This window comes from Kitasatospora sp. NPDC127035, assembly GCF_042726075.1.
Classification (GTDB): domain Bacteria; phylum Actinomycetota; class Actinomycetes; order Streptomycetales; family Streptomycetaceae; genus Kitasatospora.
In genome coordinates this window covers 1-17,609 of record NZ_JBHXDN010000044.1, presented here as the reverse complement: position 1 = coordinate 17,609, position 17,609 = coordinate 1, and the positions used below count along the sequence as shown (strand labels likewise).

Here is a 17,609-nt window from a genome sequence, read left to right as displayed (position 1 = left end):
GCCCTCAGCCCTCGCCGTCCGTGGCGGCGTCCTCGCCGGCCGCCGGGTCACCGAGCAGCCGCTCGACCAGCACCGTGGAGAGCGTCCGGGCGGTGCCGTACGTCCACAGCAGGGTCGGCGACAGCCGCAGCCCGAACGCCGCCTCCAGCCGGTTGCGCAGTTCGAGCCCCATCAGTGAATCCAGCCCGAGCGACTTGAACGGCGTGTCCCGGTCGATCGCCCCGGCGTCCAGCCGCAGCACCCGGCCGGCCAGTTCCTGCACCTTGGCCTCCAGGAGTTCCTGCCACCGGTCCTGCGGGACGGACCGCAGCTCGGCGAGGAACGCCGCACCGGCCGTCGTGGTGCTCCCGTGCCGGGCCAGCTCCCGCAGTGCGCCCCAGCTCTCCAGGGTCGCGGTGTCCGGGTACGCCTCCAGGTACTGCCGCAGGTCGATCGGCACGTACGCGACGACCTGCTCGTCCCCGCCGAGGAACCCCTCCAGGGCCCGCCACGCCTCCCCGGTGGTGAAGCCGGCCATCCCGCGTTCCGCCAGCCGGGCACCCCGGTTGTCCTCCCGGGCGGCCAGACCGACATCGGTGAACGGGCCCCACTGCACGCTCAGCGCGGGGAGTCCGCGCCGGCGCCGGGCCACCGCGAGCGCGTCCATGAAGGCGTTGCCCGCCGCGTAGGCCGCCTGCCCGGCGTTGCCGAACAGCGCCGCCGCCGACGAGAACAGCAGGAAGAAGTCCAGCGGGTCGCCCTCGGTGGCCGCGTCCAGGTTGAGCGCGCCGTCCACCTTGGGCGCCAGCACCCGCCGCAGCTGCTCCGGCGTCAGGTTCTGGACGGTGGCGTCGTCCAGCAGACCGGCCGCGTGCACCACCCCGCGGAGCGGCGGCAGCTGCGCCCGGACCCGGCGCACCGCCTCCGGGTCGGCGACGTCGGCCCGGAAGGTCTCCACCTCCACGCCGCGCGCCCGGACGGCCTCGATCCGCGCCACCGCCTCGGCCGACGGGGCCGAGCGCCCGACCAGCGCCAGCCGGCCCGCTCCGCGCTCCGCCAGGAACTCCGCCAGCGACAGGCCGAGGGCGCCGAGGCCACCGGTGAGCAGATAGGTGCCGTCGCCCCGGAAACGGCCGTCCCGCAGCGGTTCCGGGGCCACCGAGGTGACCGTGGCGGGGGCCGACAGCACGAACTTGCCGATGTGGTTGCCGCGTGACATCTCGCGCAGCGCCTCGGGGGCCTGCGCGAAGGTGTACCGCAGCAGCGGGACCGCCCCCAGCTCGCCCGCGCCGACCCGCTCCCACACCTCGGCGAACAGCCGGGTGAACAGCGCGGGACGGCGGGCGATCACACCGGCGAGGTCCAGCGAGGCCAGACCGATGCCCTTGCGGAACGCGCCGAGGCTCAGCGTGCGCCCGCCGTAGATGTCCTGCTTGCCCACCTCGACGAAGCGCCCGCCCTCCGCCAGGACCTCCAGGCCCAGCGGAATCGCCGCGCCGGTCAGCGAGTTGAGGACGACGTCCACGCCGCGTCCGTCGGTGGCCGCGCGCACCTTCTCCGCCCAGGAGAGGTCCCGGGAGTCGAAGACGTGCCGGATGCCGAGCTCCCGGAGCCGGCGGCGCTTCTCCTCGCTGCCCGCCGTCGCGACGACCTCGGCCCCGAGCAGCCGGGCCACCTCGATCGCCGCCAGACCCAGCCCCCCGGCCGCCGAGTGGATCAGCACCGTCTCGCCGGGGGCCAGCCCGGCGAGGTGCCGCAGCCCGTACCAGGCGGTGATGGTCACCGCCGGGATCGCCGCCGCGGTGGCGTCGTCCATCGACTCCGGCACCGGGTGGGCGTGATCGGCCCGCACCGTCTGGTGCGAGGCGAGCGACCCGCCGGCGGTGCACGCGACGACCCGGTCGCCGGGGGCGAAGCGCGACACCCCCTCGCCCGTCCGGGTGACCACGCCCACACCGTCCAGGCCGAGCAGCCGGGCGTCGGCCGTCGGGTCGGGGTAGGTGCCCATCACCTTCATCACGTCGATGAAGTTCAGCGCGGCCGCGCTGACCGCGATCTCGACCTCCCCGGGGCCGGGCGCGCGCCGCTCCAGCGGACGGAACGCCAGCCCGTCCCAGGTGCCCTGGTGAGAGGGCGCGAGCCGGAAGGGCTGCTGCTCCACGGAGCGCCAGGCCGGCTGCGCCGGGTCCTGCCCGGCGTCCTCCGGCGTACCCGCTCCCCGCACCAGCCGGCCGACCAGCCGCTCCCCACCGCGCAGCACCACCTGGTCCGCGCCCTCGGCCGCGAGCAGCTCCGCGGCGCAGTCCGCCGACCAGCCGCCGTCCGCGGACCCGACGTCGACGAGCACGGACCGCAGCTCGGGGTGCTCACGGCGGAGCACCCGGCCGAAGCCCCAGTAGAGGGCCGCCCCGGGGTCGCAGTCACCGGCCACCGCCGGCACGGGCTGCGCGTCGGCCGTGACCACGGCCAGCCGGGGGACCAGCGGGCGGGACGTGCAGGCCCGGACCAGCGCGGCCAGCGCCGCCAGGCCCTCGCGCCGGGCCCGCGGTCCGGCGTCGGCGCGCGGGGCCAGGAAGACCACCCCGCCCAACTCCTCGACCGAGCCCAGCTCCTGCGCCCACGCCTCGGTCCGCGCGGCCTCCTCGCCGGTGACCGTGCGGACCACGGCGCCGCCGCCCCGCGCACCCAGGGCCCCGACCAGCTCCCCGGCCGCCGGGTCACCGGGTGCGCCGGGTGCGCCGACCGTGCAGACCGCCCAGCGGCCGGTGAACCCGGCGGCCCCGCCGCCCTCCGCGTCCGCGCGGGCCTCCGGCCGGTACTCCAGCCGGTGCACCCGGTCGGCGTCCGCGACGGACGGGTCGGCCGTCGCCGCGAGGGTCTGCATCCGGAGCCCCTCCAGCGTCATCAGCGGCCGGCGGTCCGCGTCGAACAGGAACAGGTCGACCCTGCTCCGGTCGCGCCGCACCGCGTGCGACCACAGCGCGGTGACCGGCCCGGCCAGGTCCTGGTGCAGGTGGACGCGGTGCACCCCGACCGGGACGGCCGCCTCCTCGCCCGGGTAGAGCGGGACGGAGGCCTGGAGCGCGCCGTCCCACAGCGCCGGATGGAGCCGGTGCGGGTGGCCGCCGGCCAGGCAGCCGTCCGGCAGCCGGACCTCCGCCAGGCTCTCCTCCGCACCACCGCGCAGCTCCACCACGCCCTGGAACGCCGGACCGTAGTTCAGCCCCCGCGCCGCGCAGTCCGCGTAGAACTCCGCGGCCGGCACGGCGGCCAGGCCCAGCAGCTGCCCGGGGAAGGCCGGCACGCCCGTGGCCGTGTCGTCCGCCAGCACCCGCGCCGAGGCGTGCCGCACCCAGCCGTGCGCGCCCGCCTCCAGCGAGGAGAGGGTGAAGCTGCCGCCGCCGGTGAGGTCGTCCCGCCAGCCCAGACCGACCGTCACCGGTTCCTCGGTGAGCGTCAGATCGCTGTGGAAGGAGACGTCCGCGAGCGTGCGGTGCGGGCCGCCGGTCCGCGCCAGCGCCGTCCGCAGCGCCAGCTCCAGCATCCCCGTGCCGGGCAGCACCACCGCGTCGTACACCCGGTGGTCGCGCACCCAGGGGATGTCCGCCGGGGCCAGCTCCAGCGTCCCGTTCCAGGCGCCCTGCTCGGCCATCGAGGGGATCAGCACCAGGTCGTCCCCGGCGCCGTGAGCCGTGCGCCGCCGGACCGTCTCCACCCAGTGGGAGGTGCGCTGCCACGGATACGGCGGCACCGGCGCCCAGGCGTCCCGCGGCAGCCCGTGGAACGGTTCGAGACCGCTGACGTAGGCCCGGGCCAGCGCCTCCCGGACCAGCTCCGACGAGCTCCGGTCGCGCCGCAGGGTCGACAGCACCTGCGGCGGGACCGGACGCTGCGCCGCCAGCTGTTCCAGGGACGGGGCGAGCACCGGGTGCGGGCTGATCTCCACGACGTGGGTGACACCGGTGTCGAAGAGGCGCTCCATCGCGTCGGCGAACATCACCGGCCGGCGCAGGTTGTCCATCCAGTACCGGGCGTCCAGCTCGGGGCCCTCCACCGAGGCCACCCGCACCGTCGACATCAGCTCGACGTCGCCCCGGCCCGGACGCACCGTCCGCAGGGCCGCCAGCAGGTCGTCCTCCAGCTCGTCCATCTGCGGGCTGTGCGAGGCGTAGTCCACGTTGACCAGGCGGCAGAACGTCCCCTCCGCCTCCAGCAACTCCTGGAGCGCCAGGACCAGTTCGGTGTCCCCGGAGAGCACGCAGCTGTTGGGCCCGTTGTTCACGGCGAGGGACACGCCCTCCTCGAACCCGGACAGCGCGGCCTTGGCGGCGTCGAGGTCGAGGTCCACCGCCAGCATCCGGCCCCGGCCCGAGGTGCGCCGGGCGATGGCGCTGCGGCGGGCCACCACCATCGCGCCGTCCTCGTACGACAGGATGCCCGCCGCCGTGGCCGCGGTCACCTCCCCCTGGCTGTGGCCGATCACCACGTCCGGGACCACGCCCGCCGCCCGCCACACCTCGCACAGGCCCAGCGAGACCGCCCACAGGGTCGGCTGCAGCATGTCGATCCGCGACAGCCACTCCTCGCCGGCCTCGCCCGACACGACCCGCGCCAGGTCCCAGTCGACGTACGGCTCCAGGGCCTCGGCGCAGCGGTGGATCACCGCGGCGAACACCGGGTCGGACGCCAGGAGTTCACGGCCCATGCCGTGCCACTGCGAGCCCTGCCCGGGGAAGACGAAGGCGGTGCGGCCCCGGTCCGCGGCGCGCCCGGTGAACACCTCGGGCCCGGGGGAGCCGGGGTCGGCGGCGAGCCGGTCCAGCTGCGCGACGGCCTCGGCGGCGTCCGCGGCGGTGAAGGCCGCCCGGACCGGGAGCTGGTCGCGCTGCCAGGCCAGCGTGCCGGCGAGCGCCGGGAGCGGGTGGGCGCCGGAGGCCAGCGCGTCCCGGAGGTCCCGGGCCCGCTGCGCCAGCGCCGGTTCCGAGTGTGCCGACAGCGGCAGCAGGACCGGTGCGCCCGGCCCGGGGGAGGAGGCGGAGGAGGCTGACGAGGGCGCGGGGTGCTCGGGGGCGGGCGCCCGGGTCAGCACCACGTGGGCGTTGGTGCCGCCCCACCCGAAGCTGCTCACCCCGATGAAGGCCTGGTCCCGGGCCGGCAGCGGCAGGGGCTCCCGGACGACCCGCAGGTTGAGTTCGTCGAACGCGATCTCGGGGTTGAGCTCGGCGGAGTGCAGGCTCGGCGGCACGACCCCGTGCCGGAGCGAGAGCAGGGCCTTGAACAGCCCCGGGATGCCGGCGGCGGCCTCCAGGTGGCCGATGTTGGTCTTCACCGACCCGATGGGCAGCGGGCCCGCGTCCGCGCTGCGGGCCTGCCCCAGGACCCGGCCGGCCGCACCGGCCTCGATGGGGTCGCCGAGTGCGGTGCCGGTGCCGTGCGCCTCCAGGTACGCCACCCGGTCGGCCGGGATGCCCCAGTGCCGGTAGGCGTCGCGGAGCAGCTGCTCCTGACCCCCCGGGCTCGGCGAGACGACGCTCTGCCCGCCCCCGTCGTTGTTGACGGCGGTGCCCGCGATGACACCGTGGATCCGGTCGCCGTCCGCCAGCGCGCGGGCGACGGTCTTCACGTACAGGGCGCCGACGCCCTCGCCGCGCACGAAGCCGTTCGCCCCGGCGCCGAAGGCCTTGCAGCGGCCGTCCGGCGACAGCCCGCCGAAGTGGGTGAGGCCGATCGACGCGGTCGGATCGAGCATCAGGGCGACGCCGCCCACGATCGCGGCGTCGACCTCGCCGGCGCGGAGCGCCTGGGCGGCGAGGTGCGCCGCCACGAGCGCGGAGGAGCATCCGGTCTCGACGACCAGGCTGGGCCCGGTGAGCCCGAGGAAGTAGGAGACCCGGGCGGCGATCATGTCGAGCGCGTAGCCGGGGGCGGTGTGCTGGGTGACGCCGCTGCCGCTCTTCCGGCCGACGTGCTCGTAGTCGTGCCACCCCGCGCCCACGTAGACGCCGGTCCGGGTGCCGGCCAGCGTGCGGGCGGGTGTCCCGGCGTCCTCCAGGGCCCGCCACGCGGTCTCCAGCATCAGCCGCTGCTGGGGGTCGAGCATCTCGGCCTCCCGGGGGGAGATGCCGAAGAAGGTGGCGTCGAACCGGTCGACGTCGTCGAGGAATCCGCCGACGGCCTGGATCTCCCGCTGCGGGTCGAGTTGCGCGGTGGCGTCCCAGCGGGTGGCGGGGACGGGGCGGATGGCGTCGCCCTCTTCCAGCAGCAGGCGCCAGAAGCTCTCGACGTCCGGGGCTCCGGGGAACCGTCCTGCCATGCCGATGACGGCCAGGGCCTGGGTCGGGTCCTGGACCACGTGATCTGCGTGCATGTCCTCTTCCTCGGCATCCGTGGTGAGCCGGCTCGGTCGGGAGCCGGCTCCCCGGGCGGCAGGTGCGCGGGCGGGCAGGTGCGTGGGTGAGCGGGGTGCGTGGGCATGGAGGCGTCCGTCGGACGGGTGTCCGGGCGGGCACGTGTCGGCTCGCTCCGGGGGCGATGGGCCGGGGACGGGCCGGGGACGGTGAGGTCGCCCGGCCCGGGCGGGTGAGGCCCGGAGCGCGTGCGGCGGGTGAGGGTCGTCGCGTGCGGGGAGAGGCGGCCCGGTCGGGCCGGTCGTGCGGTGCCTGGGGGGCGGACGCCGGGGGGCCGGCGTACCCGTGCGGGGCAATGCGGACGGCGGTGAGGGGTCACGGGGCGGACGACGGACCGGCGTCGGCGCGGACGCACACCGCGACGGCCGTCGATCACCAGTGCGCATGGTGGTCCGGGCCGGTTGCGGCGGACAAGGCTTTGACCTGCTTTTACTGACACTTGTCACGTCCATGCGCCGGGAAGGTCGGGTCGGCGGGGGAGCCGGGATACGTTGAAGGGTCACCAGTGACACGCGTAGACCCGCAAAGGTCCAGCAGGCAGGCCCCGGATCCGCCAGTCCTGCTGAGGACATGTCCGCTCGCGGACGTCCGGATCCGTCGACGGGGCCGGAGGGCCGGCCACACACTGGGCGCGGACCGGATCGATCACCATGAGTTCCGTTCACGGGATCCCAGGGGGGACCTAGTGATGACCATCCGTGTGTTGATAGCCGACGAGCACCTGCTTCCCCTGGAGGCGATCGCCGAGGTGCTCGCGGCCGTGTCCGACTTCGAGGTCGTCGGCGCGGTGAGCAGGAGCTCGCTGATCGTCCCGATGGCGGTGCGCCGGCGGCCCGACGTGGCCGTGCTGGGGATGGGCACCGCGCAGGGCGGCTTCCGTCTGGTGCGGGAGCTGGGCAAGCGGCTGCCCGATTGCCGGGTCGTCATCATGACGGCACGGCCCACCAGGGCTCTGGTGGACCGTGCCGTGTCGGCGGGGGTCCTCGGGGTCATCCCGAAGCAGACGAGGATCCCCCGCCTGGTCGACGCCATCCGGGCCGCCGCCGCGGGCGGCCGGGCGACCGCGTCCGCGCAGCCGTCCCCCCGGGCGCCGGTCGCCGATCAGGTCCTGAGCAACCGCGAGCGCGAGATACTCCGGCTCACCGCGACGGGCGCCTCGGTGAAGGAGGTGGCCCGCGAGCTCTATCTGGCGACGGGAACGGTTCGCAACCTCACCTCGTGCGCGATGAGGAAGCTCGACGGGAGGAATCGGTTCGACGCCGCGCGGATCGCCTTCGAACGGGGACTGCTCTGAGGGCGTTCGTCTCCGGAACGTCCGTCTCCGGAACGCCCCTCCCGGGGCCGGACTTTTCCGGAACGGCTTTTTCCGGAAGGAGGATTTCCGGAAGGGAACTTTCCGGAACGGGAGTTTCCGCCGAATGGCGACTGCCGCGGCCGGAAGCGGGGAGGCACCCGGATTTCACGGCGCCATTGCTTCCTGTTCGAGAAGTCCGAGTCGGGTGGCCCGCACCATGCCCGTGAGTCTGTTGTCGGTCTCCAGAACGCGGAGGATGTCGGCGACGAAACGCCGCACCGTCCGGTCGGAGTACCCGAGATGACGGGCGATGGACTTGTCGGTGGCCCCGGCGGCCATCATGCGCAGCACCAGCCTGTGGGTGTCGGTGAGGACCGGCGCCGAACCGGTGGTCCTGCGCCGGCGGGTGTACGGTGCGGCGGTGGACCAGCTGTGCTCGAAGACCCGGGTGAAGATCTGGGCCAGCAGGCCGCCGTTGATCACCACGTTCCGGCGCAGCCCTTCGAGGTGCGACTGGGTGGCGACCTTCTCCCGGTCGAGGATGACCAGGCGCAGCGGCAGCGACTCGGCGGTCCTGATCTCGGCGCCGGACTCCTGGAGTGCACTCACGTACGCGGTGGCGGCCGGGCTGTCGAGGGCCGAGGACGGCGCGATGAGCCGGTAGCGGACTCCCCGTCTGAGCAGTTCGACGTCCTCGCGGAGGCAGAGTTCCAGGGACTCCTGTTCGGTCAGCGTCGGCAGCATCAGCGACACCTCGTACCTGCTGGACGCGTGCAGGTCCCCCAGTCTTCGGCGCAGTTGGTCCCTGGACGCGATGACCTCGACCGCCAGGCCCTCCCGCTCGGACGCCGGCATGGTCAGGAACCCGTTCGTCAGGTCGGCGATCAGGTCGTTGGTGCGGGTGAGCTCGGTGATGCGTTCCTGCTGATCGGCGAACAGGCGTCTCAGGACGCTCTGCGGGGTGGCGACCGGGGTGGTCGAGTCCCGGTCGAGGAGGCCGTTCCCGGTCAGCCACTCCACGGCTTCGTGGACCTGGTCGAGTTCGAGGCCGAGGTTATCGGCAATTTCTTCGTGGCATATGCCGCCGTTCTCGGTGCGGAGAAGTGAGTGGTAGACGCGGTACGCGAAGCGAGCGCCGATCTCGGTTGCCGCGGTCATCGCCGTGTACTCCAGCCGTAGATACGGATCATGAGCGGGGACGCGTGGTTGAGCACGAAAGAAATCCGGAGCGCCTGGCCCCGGCTGGCGACATTACTTGAACCACTTGACCGCCGGTCAAGGGGGCGCGGACGCGGTACCGGTCGTGCGACGGGCGACAGAAAGGCCGCCCGTCGGGAGGGGCCCCAGGTCAGTGGCGGCCCGCGGGGGACGGTGCCGGAATCAACAGGGTGTTGTTCGTGCGCCGCCGGAAACCACGAGGGGTCGCGGTGGCCGGATCCGTCGACGGGCCCCGTGCGGTCGGTCCCCGCCGGGGATGCCCGGCGGGCCCGTCGGGGCCCTGGGTCGACGGCTGGTGCGGCCGGCCGCCCGAACCCCGCGAGGTCGGGGCCGCGATGCCGCCCCTCGTTCCTGCCGCTGCCGCTCGTGCACCGTCTCCGGACCCACCCTCGCCTGCGGACGACCCTCATGGTGGGACGCCTCCGGCGAACGGTCCGGCCGCCTCGCGGGCGGGCGTCGGGGTGGCCTGGTCCGTCGGGCCGAATCGATCCGTCGTCTACGAACTCTCGTGCCGGATGCGGATCTTTTCGGGGCGCGCCCGCCGAAGCCCTCCGAATGGTCCACCGTGGAATTTCGGCCGGCCGGTGCGAATGTCCCGGTGCCTCGCGGCGGCCCCTTCCTCGCCCGGTTTCCCCGCCGTGCTCCACGCGGACCCACGAGCGCGTCATCGACGTCGTCCGTGTCCCGGCGCCGCACCGGTTCCCGCCTCACGGCACCCGGACCGGGCCGGATCCGGGGGCTGTCGGCCGGCACGGCCTGCGCCTGTTCCGGGAGGCCCGACCGGACAATCCGTCGCGGCCGTGAGCCCGTGCGACGGAATTCGTGCACCGGGCGGACCCGGATGCGCCCTTGTCGGAGTAACCTGGAAGGTGCCGGAGAACTTACCGGAAGGACGCAATCGCGAGGAGGATCATGTGCAGACTAGTGGAGCAGGAGCCCTGATTCTGCGACTCGTGATCGCGAAATCCCAGCCCAGCCGTTCGGCCGGGAGATGACGGGATTACCGAGATGTCGGGGGGCGCAGGTGACAAATCCTGTTGTTCAGCGTAAATGCAGGGTGTGGGCCGTTTTCGCAGAGATGCGAAGGCGGCCTTTTTGTCGTCCGTCCTCCGGTGGGCGCAGCGGGACCCAGCACGCAGCGGGACCCAGCAGGGGGAGCCGGGAGAACGTCGCCTGCTCCGAGGGGCCCCACCGAGGTCGAGGCCGTCGGCCGACTCCGGGGACACGGCAACGCCGGCATCGCGCTGTTCGGCGGCGCGGGTGTCCGGCCCGGGCCGGCGCTGACGGTCACCGGTCGCGGTGGGCCTCGGAGGGCTCACCGACCGCGGTGCGCACCCAGTCGTGAGCACGGCCGGGGTCGAGGGTGGCGAGAAACTCCGTGAGAGATCCGTCCCAGCAGTCCTTCGCGCGTTCGGCGGCTGCCGCGGCGATCAGGCCCCGCGTCTCCGCGTCCTTGCAGCGCACCAGCGCGATGGCGGCGCGGGGACCGGCCTCCACGAGGATGCTGTGGATCCTCTGCGCGTCGGATCCGACGTGCCTCTGGCGCACTCCGGCCGCGTGGGCCCCGACCTTCGCCCCTTTCAGGGTGGAGACCAGACCCATGAACCCGACCGTCCAGGCGAGGGCGACGCGGAACAGCGCGTCCGTGAGGCCGCCGGCCGTCAGCACGCGGGACTGGTTCAGCCTCAGCGAGCCGTCGGCGTTCCCCCGGATGACCACCGCCGTCGTGCCCACCCGTGCGGCCTTCTTGCGGAAGCCCCGCCCGAGCGAGGCCAGCATGCGTTCGGCGTGCTGGTGGGTGTCGAAGCTGGCGACGACCACCGAGTCCTGCCCGGATGGCGCGACCGAGGCGGTCTCCGACGTCATGGGGTGCCCTTCGAAGCCGGGTGACCGAGATCAGGACCGACCGGCAGCACAGCCGGACCAGCTCGTGGGTGTGCTGTCCCATTTTAGCCGTGCAGGGGCCCGCTACTCCGTCGGCCGGTCTCCCGCCCTCAGCTCGGTGGCGATCTGACGCCGGCCGGACACGAACGCCTCCAGGACCACCCCCGCACAGATCAGCAGGGCCAGGCCCGCGGTGGGCAGCAGCACCGGCATCAGGAGCGGGGTGAGCGAGCCGCGGGCCTCGGAGCCGACCAGCAGCGACAGGTCGAACGCCGGGCCGAGGAGTCCGACCGCCGCCGCCGCGACCACCCCGCCGCAGACCGCCGCCGCCAGGGTCTGCGGGATCGTCTCGGTGATGATCAGTGCCAGCCCCTGGCGGGGGCGCAGGCCCATGGTGCGCAGCCGGGCGAGCAGCCCGGCGCGGTCGGGGGACGCCCGCAGCAGCGTCAGCAGGACGGCGAGCAGCGCGAATCCGGCCCCGGCGGCGACCGCGGACCGGAACAGCCGCGCGGCGGAGCGCTGGAGCGGGTCGGCGGCGAGTTCGGCGTCCACCTCGCCGCTGGTGCGCACCGTGTACCCGGCGGGCACCTTGTCCGGGTCCTCGCTGACGGCCCGGGCCTCCTCGCGCAGGAGTCCGGCCACGCCGGTCACCTCGGTGAGGCCGCGCTCCATGACCAGGGACCTGAGCCGGCCCGGGTCGATGTCGCCGGCGGCGAGCCAGCTGGTGGCCCCCGCGAGCGCGGGAACCCGTGCGACGGAGGGTCCCGCGGGCACGACGACGAACGCGCGGACGGCGTCCGGGATCGCGGGAGTGGCGTCGACGCGACCCGCGACGCCGGTGAGCAGTTCGCCGCCGGGGACGCGCAACCGCTGCGGGCCGTCGGACAGTTCCCCGGCGAGGCCCGTGCTGATCAGCGCGGGCACCGGGGTGTCGGGGCCGCCGTGCGGGCCGGCCAGCACGGCGGGGTCGAAGGTGCCGGCGCCGGTCGTCCGGGCGATCTCGGCGTACGCGGTTGGCTCGGCCACCACCAGGGTGACCTGGAGGGCGGTCCGGCCGGAGCGCAGGACGTAGGTCTGCCCCTCGACCCGGACCGCGGTCGAGGCCCGCACGCCCGGCATGGCCGAGGCGGCCGAGGTGAACGCCGCCGGGAGGGTGGCGTCGAGCGGGACGGACACCGCGGCATCACCGCCCACGGCCGTCCGGGCCGCCTGCAGCCGGACGCCGTCGAGGGTGGCGAGCACGGTGGTTCCGAAACCGGCGGTGCTGACGGCCAGCAGCAGGGCGAGGGGTGCCAGCACCGCCGGCCGGTGGCGGCCCGAGGCGTCGCGGGTGGCCCGGGCGAGGCCGAGGAAGCCGGTCAGGCCGCGGCCGTGCCGGGCGAGCAGGGCCAGCCGGCCGGCCACGAGCGGTTGGACGCGGGCCAGCAGCAGGCCGCCGGTGAGCGCGAGCAGCAGGGGCGCGGTCACCAGCAGCGGGTCGGTGCCGGTACCGGGGGCGAGGCCGCGCCGGCGGACCTCGACCACGGCCGCGACGGTGACGGCCAGGGCGGCGAGTTCGCCGACGATCCGCCGCCGGCCGTTCCCACCGGCGGCGGTGCGGGCCCGGCCCAGGGGGAGGACGGCCCGGACCGGGAAGGCCAGGACCGCGAGCAGGGTGGCGGTCACGGCCGCGAGTACGGACGCGCCCCACCGGGGGGTGGGCAGCAGCGTCAGCGCGAGTGCGGTGGCGACGACGGCGGCGGGCAGGACGGTCACCGCGCCCTCGCCCAGCAGCCGCAGCAGGATGCCCGGGCGTGAAGCGCCGCGGGCCCGGAGCAGCCGGACCTCGGCGGCGCGCCGGTCGGCGGCGAGGGCGGCGGCCAGGCAGAGCACCACGGTGGCGACGCCCGCGACGCCGGCCGGGCCGATCGCCGCGAGCGGGGCGGCGGCCTCGTACCGGGTGGTGGCGCCGGCGAGGACCTCGGTCAGGAAGGTGCTGAACTGGAGCTCGGGCCGGTCGGTCACCTCGGCGACCTTGAGGGAGCCGGGCCCGGACAGGTACGAGGCGAGCGCGGAACGCGTCTCGGCGAGCCGGTCCGCGCGCAGGGCGTGGGGGTCGATGGGCAGGCGCCAGAAGTTCTCCCCGCCCTCGCCCCAGGCGGCCAGCGCGGACAGGTTCTCGCCACCGGTGAACCCGCTGGTCACCCACCGGATGCTGCCGTCCTCCCGGATCTTCAGGCAGGCGCGTTCCGGGCAGGTGAGGACCTCCCAGAAACGGTCGTCGGGGTCGTCGGCGCGGTAGAGCCCGACGATCCGGGCGCGGGCGGGGCCGCCGTTGTCGACGAGGTCGCCGATCCCGGCGTGGACGGTCTCGGCGGCGGCCCGGCTGAGGACGACGGGCAGGGGCTCGCCCGGTGCCGAGGGGCCGGGCCAGACGCCCTCGGTCAGGGTCGCGTGCTCGGCCAGGCCGTGCAGGTAGAGCACGGAGAGCACGGGGGCGTCGCCGTGCGGGCGGTCGTACCCCTCGTTCAGCATCGGCCGGTCGATCCGGGCGCGGGTGCCGTAGTTCTCGCCGTCCCGGGTGAGCGGGAGGTTCGGGGTGATCTGTTCGACCAACCGGTCGCGCAGGGCGTCGAGTCGGGCGCCGTCCTCGCCGGGCCGCGGAGCGACGCCGGCCTGCAGGGTGGTCCCGTTGACGCCGCGGTCCAGGACGAACTGCCGCAGCGCGCCGTCCGCGCCCCGGTCGGCGGCGCGCGGGAGGGCCACCGCGAGGAAGACGGTGAGGAGCGTGAGCACGGCCGTGAGCAGGGAGGCGACGGGGGCCGAGCGCAGCCGGGTGCGGACCCAGGGCGCGGGCCGGTGGGCGTCGGTCGGGACGGGCGCGGTGGCGCCGGCCTTGGTGGTCACATCTCCTCCACGGGGCGCCGCCGGGCGGCCACGTTGCGACGGCGGCGGCCCCGTCCGGCAGGGGCGCACGGCACAGCGGTCACCGGATAGCGGACGATCTTTTCAGACGCGGTCCGGGAACGGAAGGCGTGTGCGTGAAGGGGTAGGCAGGTCTGAATTCCCCGCACGGGCGCGGCTGCACCTTCGGGCATCGGGCATCGGGCGTCCGGTACGTCGCGCGAGGACGCCGGACGCCGGACGCCGGTCGCCTCACGCCGGGCCCGGGCGGCGGCCTCGGCGCCTGGCCCTGGTCCGCGTCCGACCCCACCGCGCACCCCGGCGCACCCCCGTGCGGTGCCTCCGGTGCGTCCCCGCTCCTGCCCACGGCCCCGCGGGTAGCCACTACCGCCCCGCGCGCGGATCCGGGATGATCGGCGAAGGCGAACCGACGGGGGGCGGCGGCGCACATGGCACGGCGACGGCACACGGGCGGGCGTTCCGGCGCAGCGGACCTCGACGGCCCCAGGCCCTGGGCCCGACCGGCGGAGACCGGCGCGGAATCGGTGACGCCGGAGGAGCGGGCCGGGACCGACACCCAGCGACACACCGGCACCGAGCGGCGCGCCGCGGACGGGGCCGACGCCCCCGACGCGGGGATCCTGTACCCCGTCGTCGGTGTGATCGTCACCGACCCGGAGGGACGGATCCTGCTCGTCCGCCGCTCCCCGGACGAGATCCCGGCCGGGATCTGGGAGATCCCCGGCGGCAGCGTCGACGAGGGCGAGGACGTCGAGGACGGCGCCCGGCGCGAACTCGCCGAGGAGACGGGCATCGCCGGTGCCGAGTTCACGGGATACGCCGGGGCCGTCGACTTCACGACCGTCCACGGCCTCCGTGCGCGCCGGCACGTCTTCACCGCCCGGGTCCCCGCCGGGCAGCCGGTCGCCCTCAGCGACGAGCACGACCGCTTCACCTGGGCGGCACCGGGCGACGAACGGGTCGCCGCGCTCCGCACCCCGCGCCCCTGACCGGCGGCGGCGCACCCGTCCGCGCCGCAGGGCGTCAGGAAGGCGTCAAGGACGGGCCGGTGGGCGTAGACCGTGCGTCAAGGGGGCGGCGCCCGGCCCGCGGCGGGTCTCCACTGGAACTGCGGGCGCCCGACCGGTGCCCGCGACCCCACCGGAAGGACGCCCCCCATGAGTGAGATCCAGGCCGTCGCCACCGCCGTCACCGTCGCGAGGCCGCCGTACGGGACCGGCCGGAACGTCCCGGCGCGCCGTGCCGACCGGGCTCCGGTCCGTGAGATCCGCCCGGTCCGGGGCGAGGGCGAGGGCGAGGGCGCGGGCACGGGCGCGGGGCCGACGTCGGGTCCGGGCGCGGACGAGGCCGTGGACGCCGACCGGCGGCCGCGCGGGCGTGCGGCGCACTGCCGGATCGCCATGTGGTACGTCGACTGACGCCGTCCGCAGCCCCCCGCGAGGCCCGCCCCGCCGCACCCCGAGACCCTGACAGCAGGAGCCGTACGCCATGACGAAGCAGGTCACCGCCCCGTTCACCGCCCCTGCCACCGCCCCGTTCGCGGTCCCGCTCGCGGCCCTCCCCGCGCCCGGCGCCGCTCCCACCGCCGCTCCCGTCCGACCCTCCGGCCCCTCGGCGGTCGGCCGGACGGGAGCGGCCGAAGCGGTCGGCACCGGACCCTGGCCGGCCTCGGCGCGCCCGGGACGCGGCGGGGACCTGGCGGTCGGGGGCGTGTCCCTGGCCGAGGCCGCCGACCGCTTCGGCACCCCCCTCTACGTCCTGGACGAGGCCGAGGTGCGTGCCCGTGCCCGCGCCTTCCGGCAGGCCCTGCCGCAGGCCGACGTGCTCTACGCGGCCAAGGCCTTCCTGTGCAGCGCGATGGCCGACTGGGTCTCCGAGGAGGGGCTCGGGCTGGACGTCTGCTCGGCCGGTGAGCTCCGGCTGGCGGTCGCGGCGGGCTTCCCGGCCCGGCGGATCGTGCTGCACGGCAACGCCAAGACCCCGGAGGAGCTGAGGCTCGCCCGCCGCCTCCGGGTCGGCCGGATCGTCATCGACGGGCCCTCGGAGATCTCCCGGCTGGCGGCCCTGGTGGCGGCGGACACCCCGCAGCGGGTGCTGGTCCGCGTGGTCCCCGGGATCGCCGCCGGTCACCACGAGGCCGTGCGCACGGGCGTCGGCGGCCAGAAGTTCGGCTTCCCGATCGACGGCGGCGACGCGGCGGACGCCGTCGCCCGGGTGCTGGCCCAGCCCGGCCTCGACCTCGCCGGCCTCCACTGCCACCTGGGTTCCCAGATCACCGAGGTCGAGCCCTACCTCGCCGCCGTGGACACCGTCGTGCGGTTCCTGGCCGGGGTACGGGCCCGCCACGGCGTCGAACTGCCCGAGCTGGACCTCGGCGGCGGCCACGGCATCCGGTACCTGCCGGGGGACGACGAGCTCGACCCCGCGGACTTCGCCGACCGGGTGACCGCCCGGCTGGCCGCCCGCTGCGCCGAGTCCGGCCTCGCCGTGCCGCGTCTGGTGGTCGAGCCGGGCCGCGCGATCGTCGGGCCGGCCGGGGTGGCGGTCTACCGCGTGCTGTCGGTGAAGCACACCGCCGACGGCCGGGTCTTCGCCGCCGTCGACGGCGGCATGAGCGACAACCCGCGGCCCTCGCTCTACGGCTCGCGCTACACCGTCCGGCTGGTGGGCCGGTCCTCCGACGCCCCGCCGGCCCGGGCCGACGTGGTCGGTCGGCACTGCGAGGCGGGCGACGTCCTGGTCCGGGACGCCCGGCTGCCCGCCGACCTGCGCGCCGGTGACCTGCTGGCCGTCCCGGCGGCCGGCGCGTACCAGCTCTCGATGGCCTCCGGCTACAACCTGGTCGGCCGCCCGGCCGTCGCCGCGGTCCGTGACGGCCGGGCCCGCCTGCTGATCCGCCGGGAGACGGTCGAGGACTTCCGGGCCCGTGAGGTCGGCCGCTGACCTGCGGGCCGCGTGCCTCCGCCGCCGTCCCGGGACCCCCCGTCTCCCGGGCGGGAGCGGCCCGCTGCCGTCGCCTCCTGGGCCGGTCCGGTCGGGCGACATCGGATTCGTCTGATTACCAGCCCGATCAGCGGGCAGGCGCTCCGACGGTACGGAACTGCTGTGCCGCTCGATTCGGAAGGAGACTGTTGTGAGCACCGTGAAGGAGTCCATCGACGTGGACGTCCCGCTGCACAACGCCTACAACCAGTGGACGCAGTTCGAGGAGTTCCCGCGCTTCATGGACGGAGTCGAGGAGGTCCGCCAGACGGACGACCGGCACTGCCACTGGACGACGAAGGTCGCAGGCGCCCGCCGCGAGTTCGACACCGAGATCGTCGACCAGCTCCCCGACGAGCGGATCGCATGGCGCACGGTGGGCGGTGACGTCCAGCAGATGGGCGTCGTGACGTTCCACCGCATCGACGACTCGCACACCACGGTGAGTCTGGCCATGGAGTTCGAGCCGCACGGCATGGCCGAGAAGGCCGGCGCGATGCTCGGCGTCCTGGACCGGCAGGTCAAGGGCGACCTGAAGCGCTTCAAGGGCTTCATCGAGGAGCGGGGCCGGGAGACCGGCGGCTGGCGCGGCCGGCTTGCGCCGGACGGCAGCGGCGGCCCGGTCGGCGGCGCGGACACCCCGGCCGCCGGTGGCGGCCCGGTCGGCGGGATCGGCGACGCGCCCGTGCGGGAGACGCCTCAGGCCCGGATGACCGGCGAGGGCGCACCGCCCGCGCCCGACGGCCGGGACGACCCCCGCCGGGGCTGACGCCGCGGCGTCAGGACACCCGCGCCCGCACGACCACGTTTCCAAGGGCGGACGGGGGCCCCCCCGAGGGGGGCGCCCCGCCCCGCAGGTCCGGGGGGGGGGGGGCGCGGTAGGCGCCCCCCCCCCCCGGGGGGAGGGGGGTCTTTTAAAAAAAAGAAGCAGCCCACCCGTG

At 75.3% G+C, this 17,609-nt stretch carries 8 protein-coding genes and 1 pseudogene; 5 read left to right on the top strand and 4 right to left on the bottom strand.

The window, feature by feature from the left end:
* Positions 1-4: 4 nt before the first annotated feature.
* Positions 5-6,346 carry an SDR family NAD(P)-dependent oxidoreductase gene (locus ACFWIC_RS26815; protein ID WP_380520184.1) on the bottom strand — a complete coding sequence of 2,114 codons (6,342 nt, stop codon included), beginning with the start codon at positions 6,344-6,346 and terminating at the stop codon, positions 5-7.
* A 728-nt stretch (positions 6,347-7,074) separates the two neighbouring features.
* Here ACFWIC_RS26815 and ACFWIC_RS26810 point away from each other — a divergent pair.
* Positions 7,075-7,680, top strand: a complete 606-nt coding sequence (locus ACFWIC_RS26810; RefSeq protein WP_329881444.1) for a response regulator transcription factor — start codon at positions 7,075-7,077, stop codon at positions 7,678-7,680.
* Between the two features lie 165 nt (positions 7,681-7,845).
* Here the strand turns inward: ACFWIC_RS26810 and ACFWIC_RS26805 are convergent, their stop codons facing one another.
* The 3 genes from ACFWIC_RS26805 to ACFWIC_RS26795 form a co-directional block, all read right to left on the bottom strand.
* On the bottom strand, positions 7,846-8,838 hold the full coding sequence (locus ACFWIC_RS26805) for a LuxR C-terminal-related transcriptional regulator (RefSeq protein ID WP_329881443.1): 993 nt from the start codon (positions 8,836-8,838) through the stop codon (positions 7,846-7,848).
* A gap of 1,347 nt (positions 8,839-10,185) precedes the next feature.
* Positions 10,186-10,764, bottom strand: coding sequence for a hypothetical protein (locus ACFWIC_RS26800; protein WP_380520183.1), 579 nt, complete (start codon positions 10,762-10,764; stop codon positions 10,186-10,188).
* Positions 10,765-10,866: 102 nt separating this feature from the next.
* Positions 10,867-13,668: a hypothetical protein gene (locus ACFWIC_RS26795; protein ID WP_380520182.1), complete on the bottom strand. Its 2,802-nt coding sequence runs from the start codon at positions 13,666-13,668 to the stop codon at positions 10,867-10,869.
* 542 nt (positions 13,669-14,210) lie between these two features.
* Here ACFWIC_RS26795 and ACFWIC_RS26790 point away from each other — a divergent pair.
* The 4 genes and pseudogenes from ACFWIC_RS26790 to ACFWIC_RS26775 form a co-directional block, all read left to right on the top strand.
* Positions 14,211-14,675 carry an NUDIX hydrolase gene (locus tag ACFWIC_RS26790; RefSeq protein WP_380356650.1) on the top strand — a complete coding sequence of 155 codons (465 nt, stop codon included), beginning with the start codon at positions 14,211-14,213 and terminating at the stop codon, positions 14,673-14,675.
* 168 nt (positions 14,676-14,843) lie between these two features.
* Positions 14,844-15,104, top strand: a complete 261-nt coding sequence (locus ACFWIC_RS26785) for a hypothetical protein (protein WP_380520181.1) — start codon at positions 14,844-14,846, stop codon at positions 15,102-15,104.
* Between the two features lie 70 nt (positions 15,105-15,174).
* Positions 15,175-16,629 (top strand): diaminopimelate decarboxylase, encoded by a 1,455-nt coding sequence (lysA, locus tag ACFWIC_RS26780; RefSeq protein ID WP_380520180.1) that lies wholly within the window; start codon positions 15,175-15,177, stop codon positions 16,627-16,629.
* Positions 16,630-16,819: 190 nt separating this feature from the next.
* A pseudogene (locus ACFWIC_RS26775) lies at positions 16,820-17,272 on the top strand (SRPBCC family protein); the annotation flags it as partial.
* Positions 17,273-17,609: the final 337 nt, after the last annotated feature.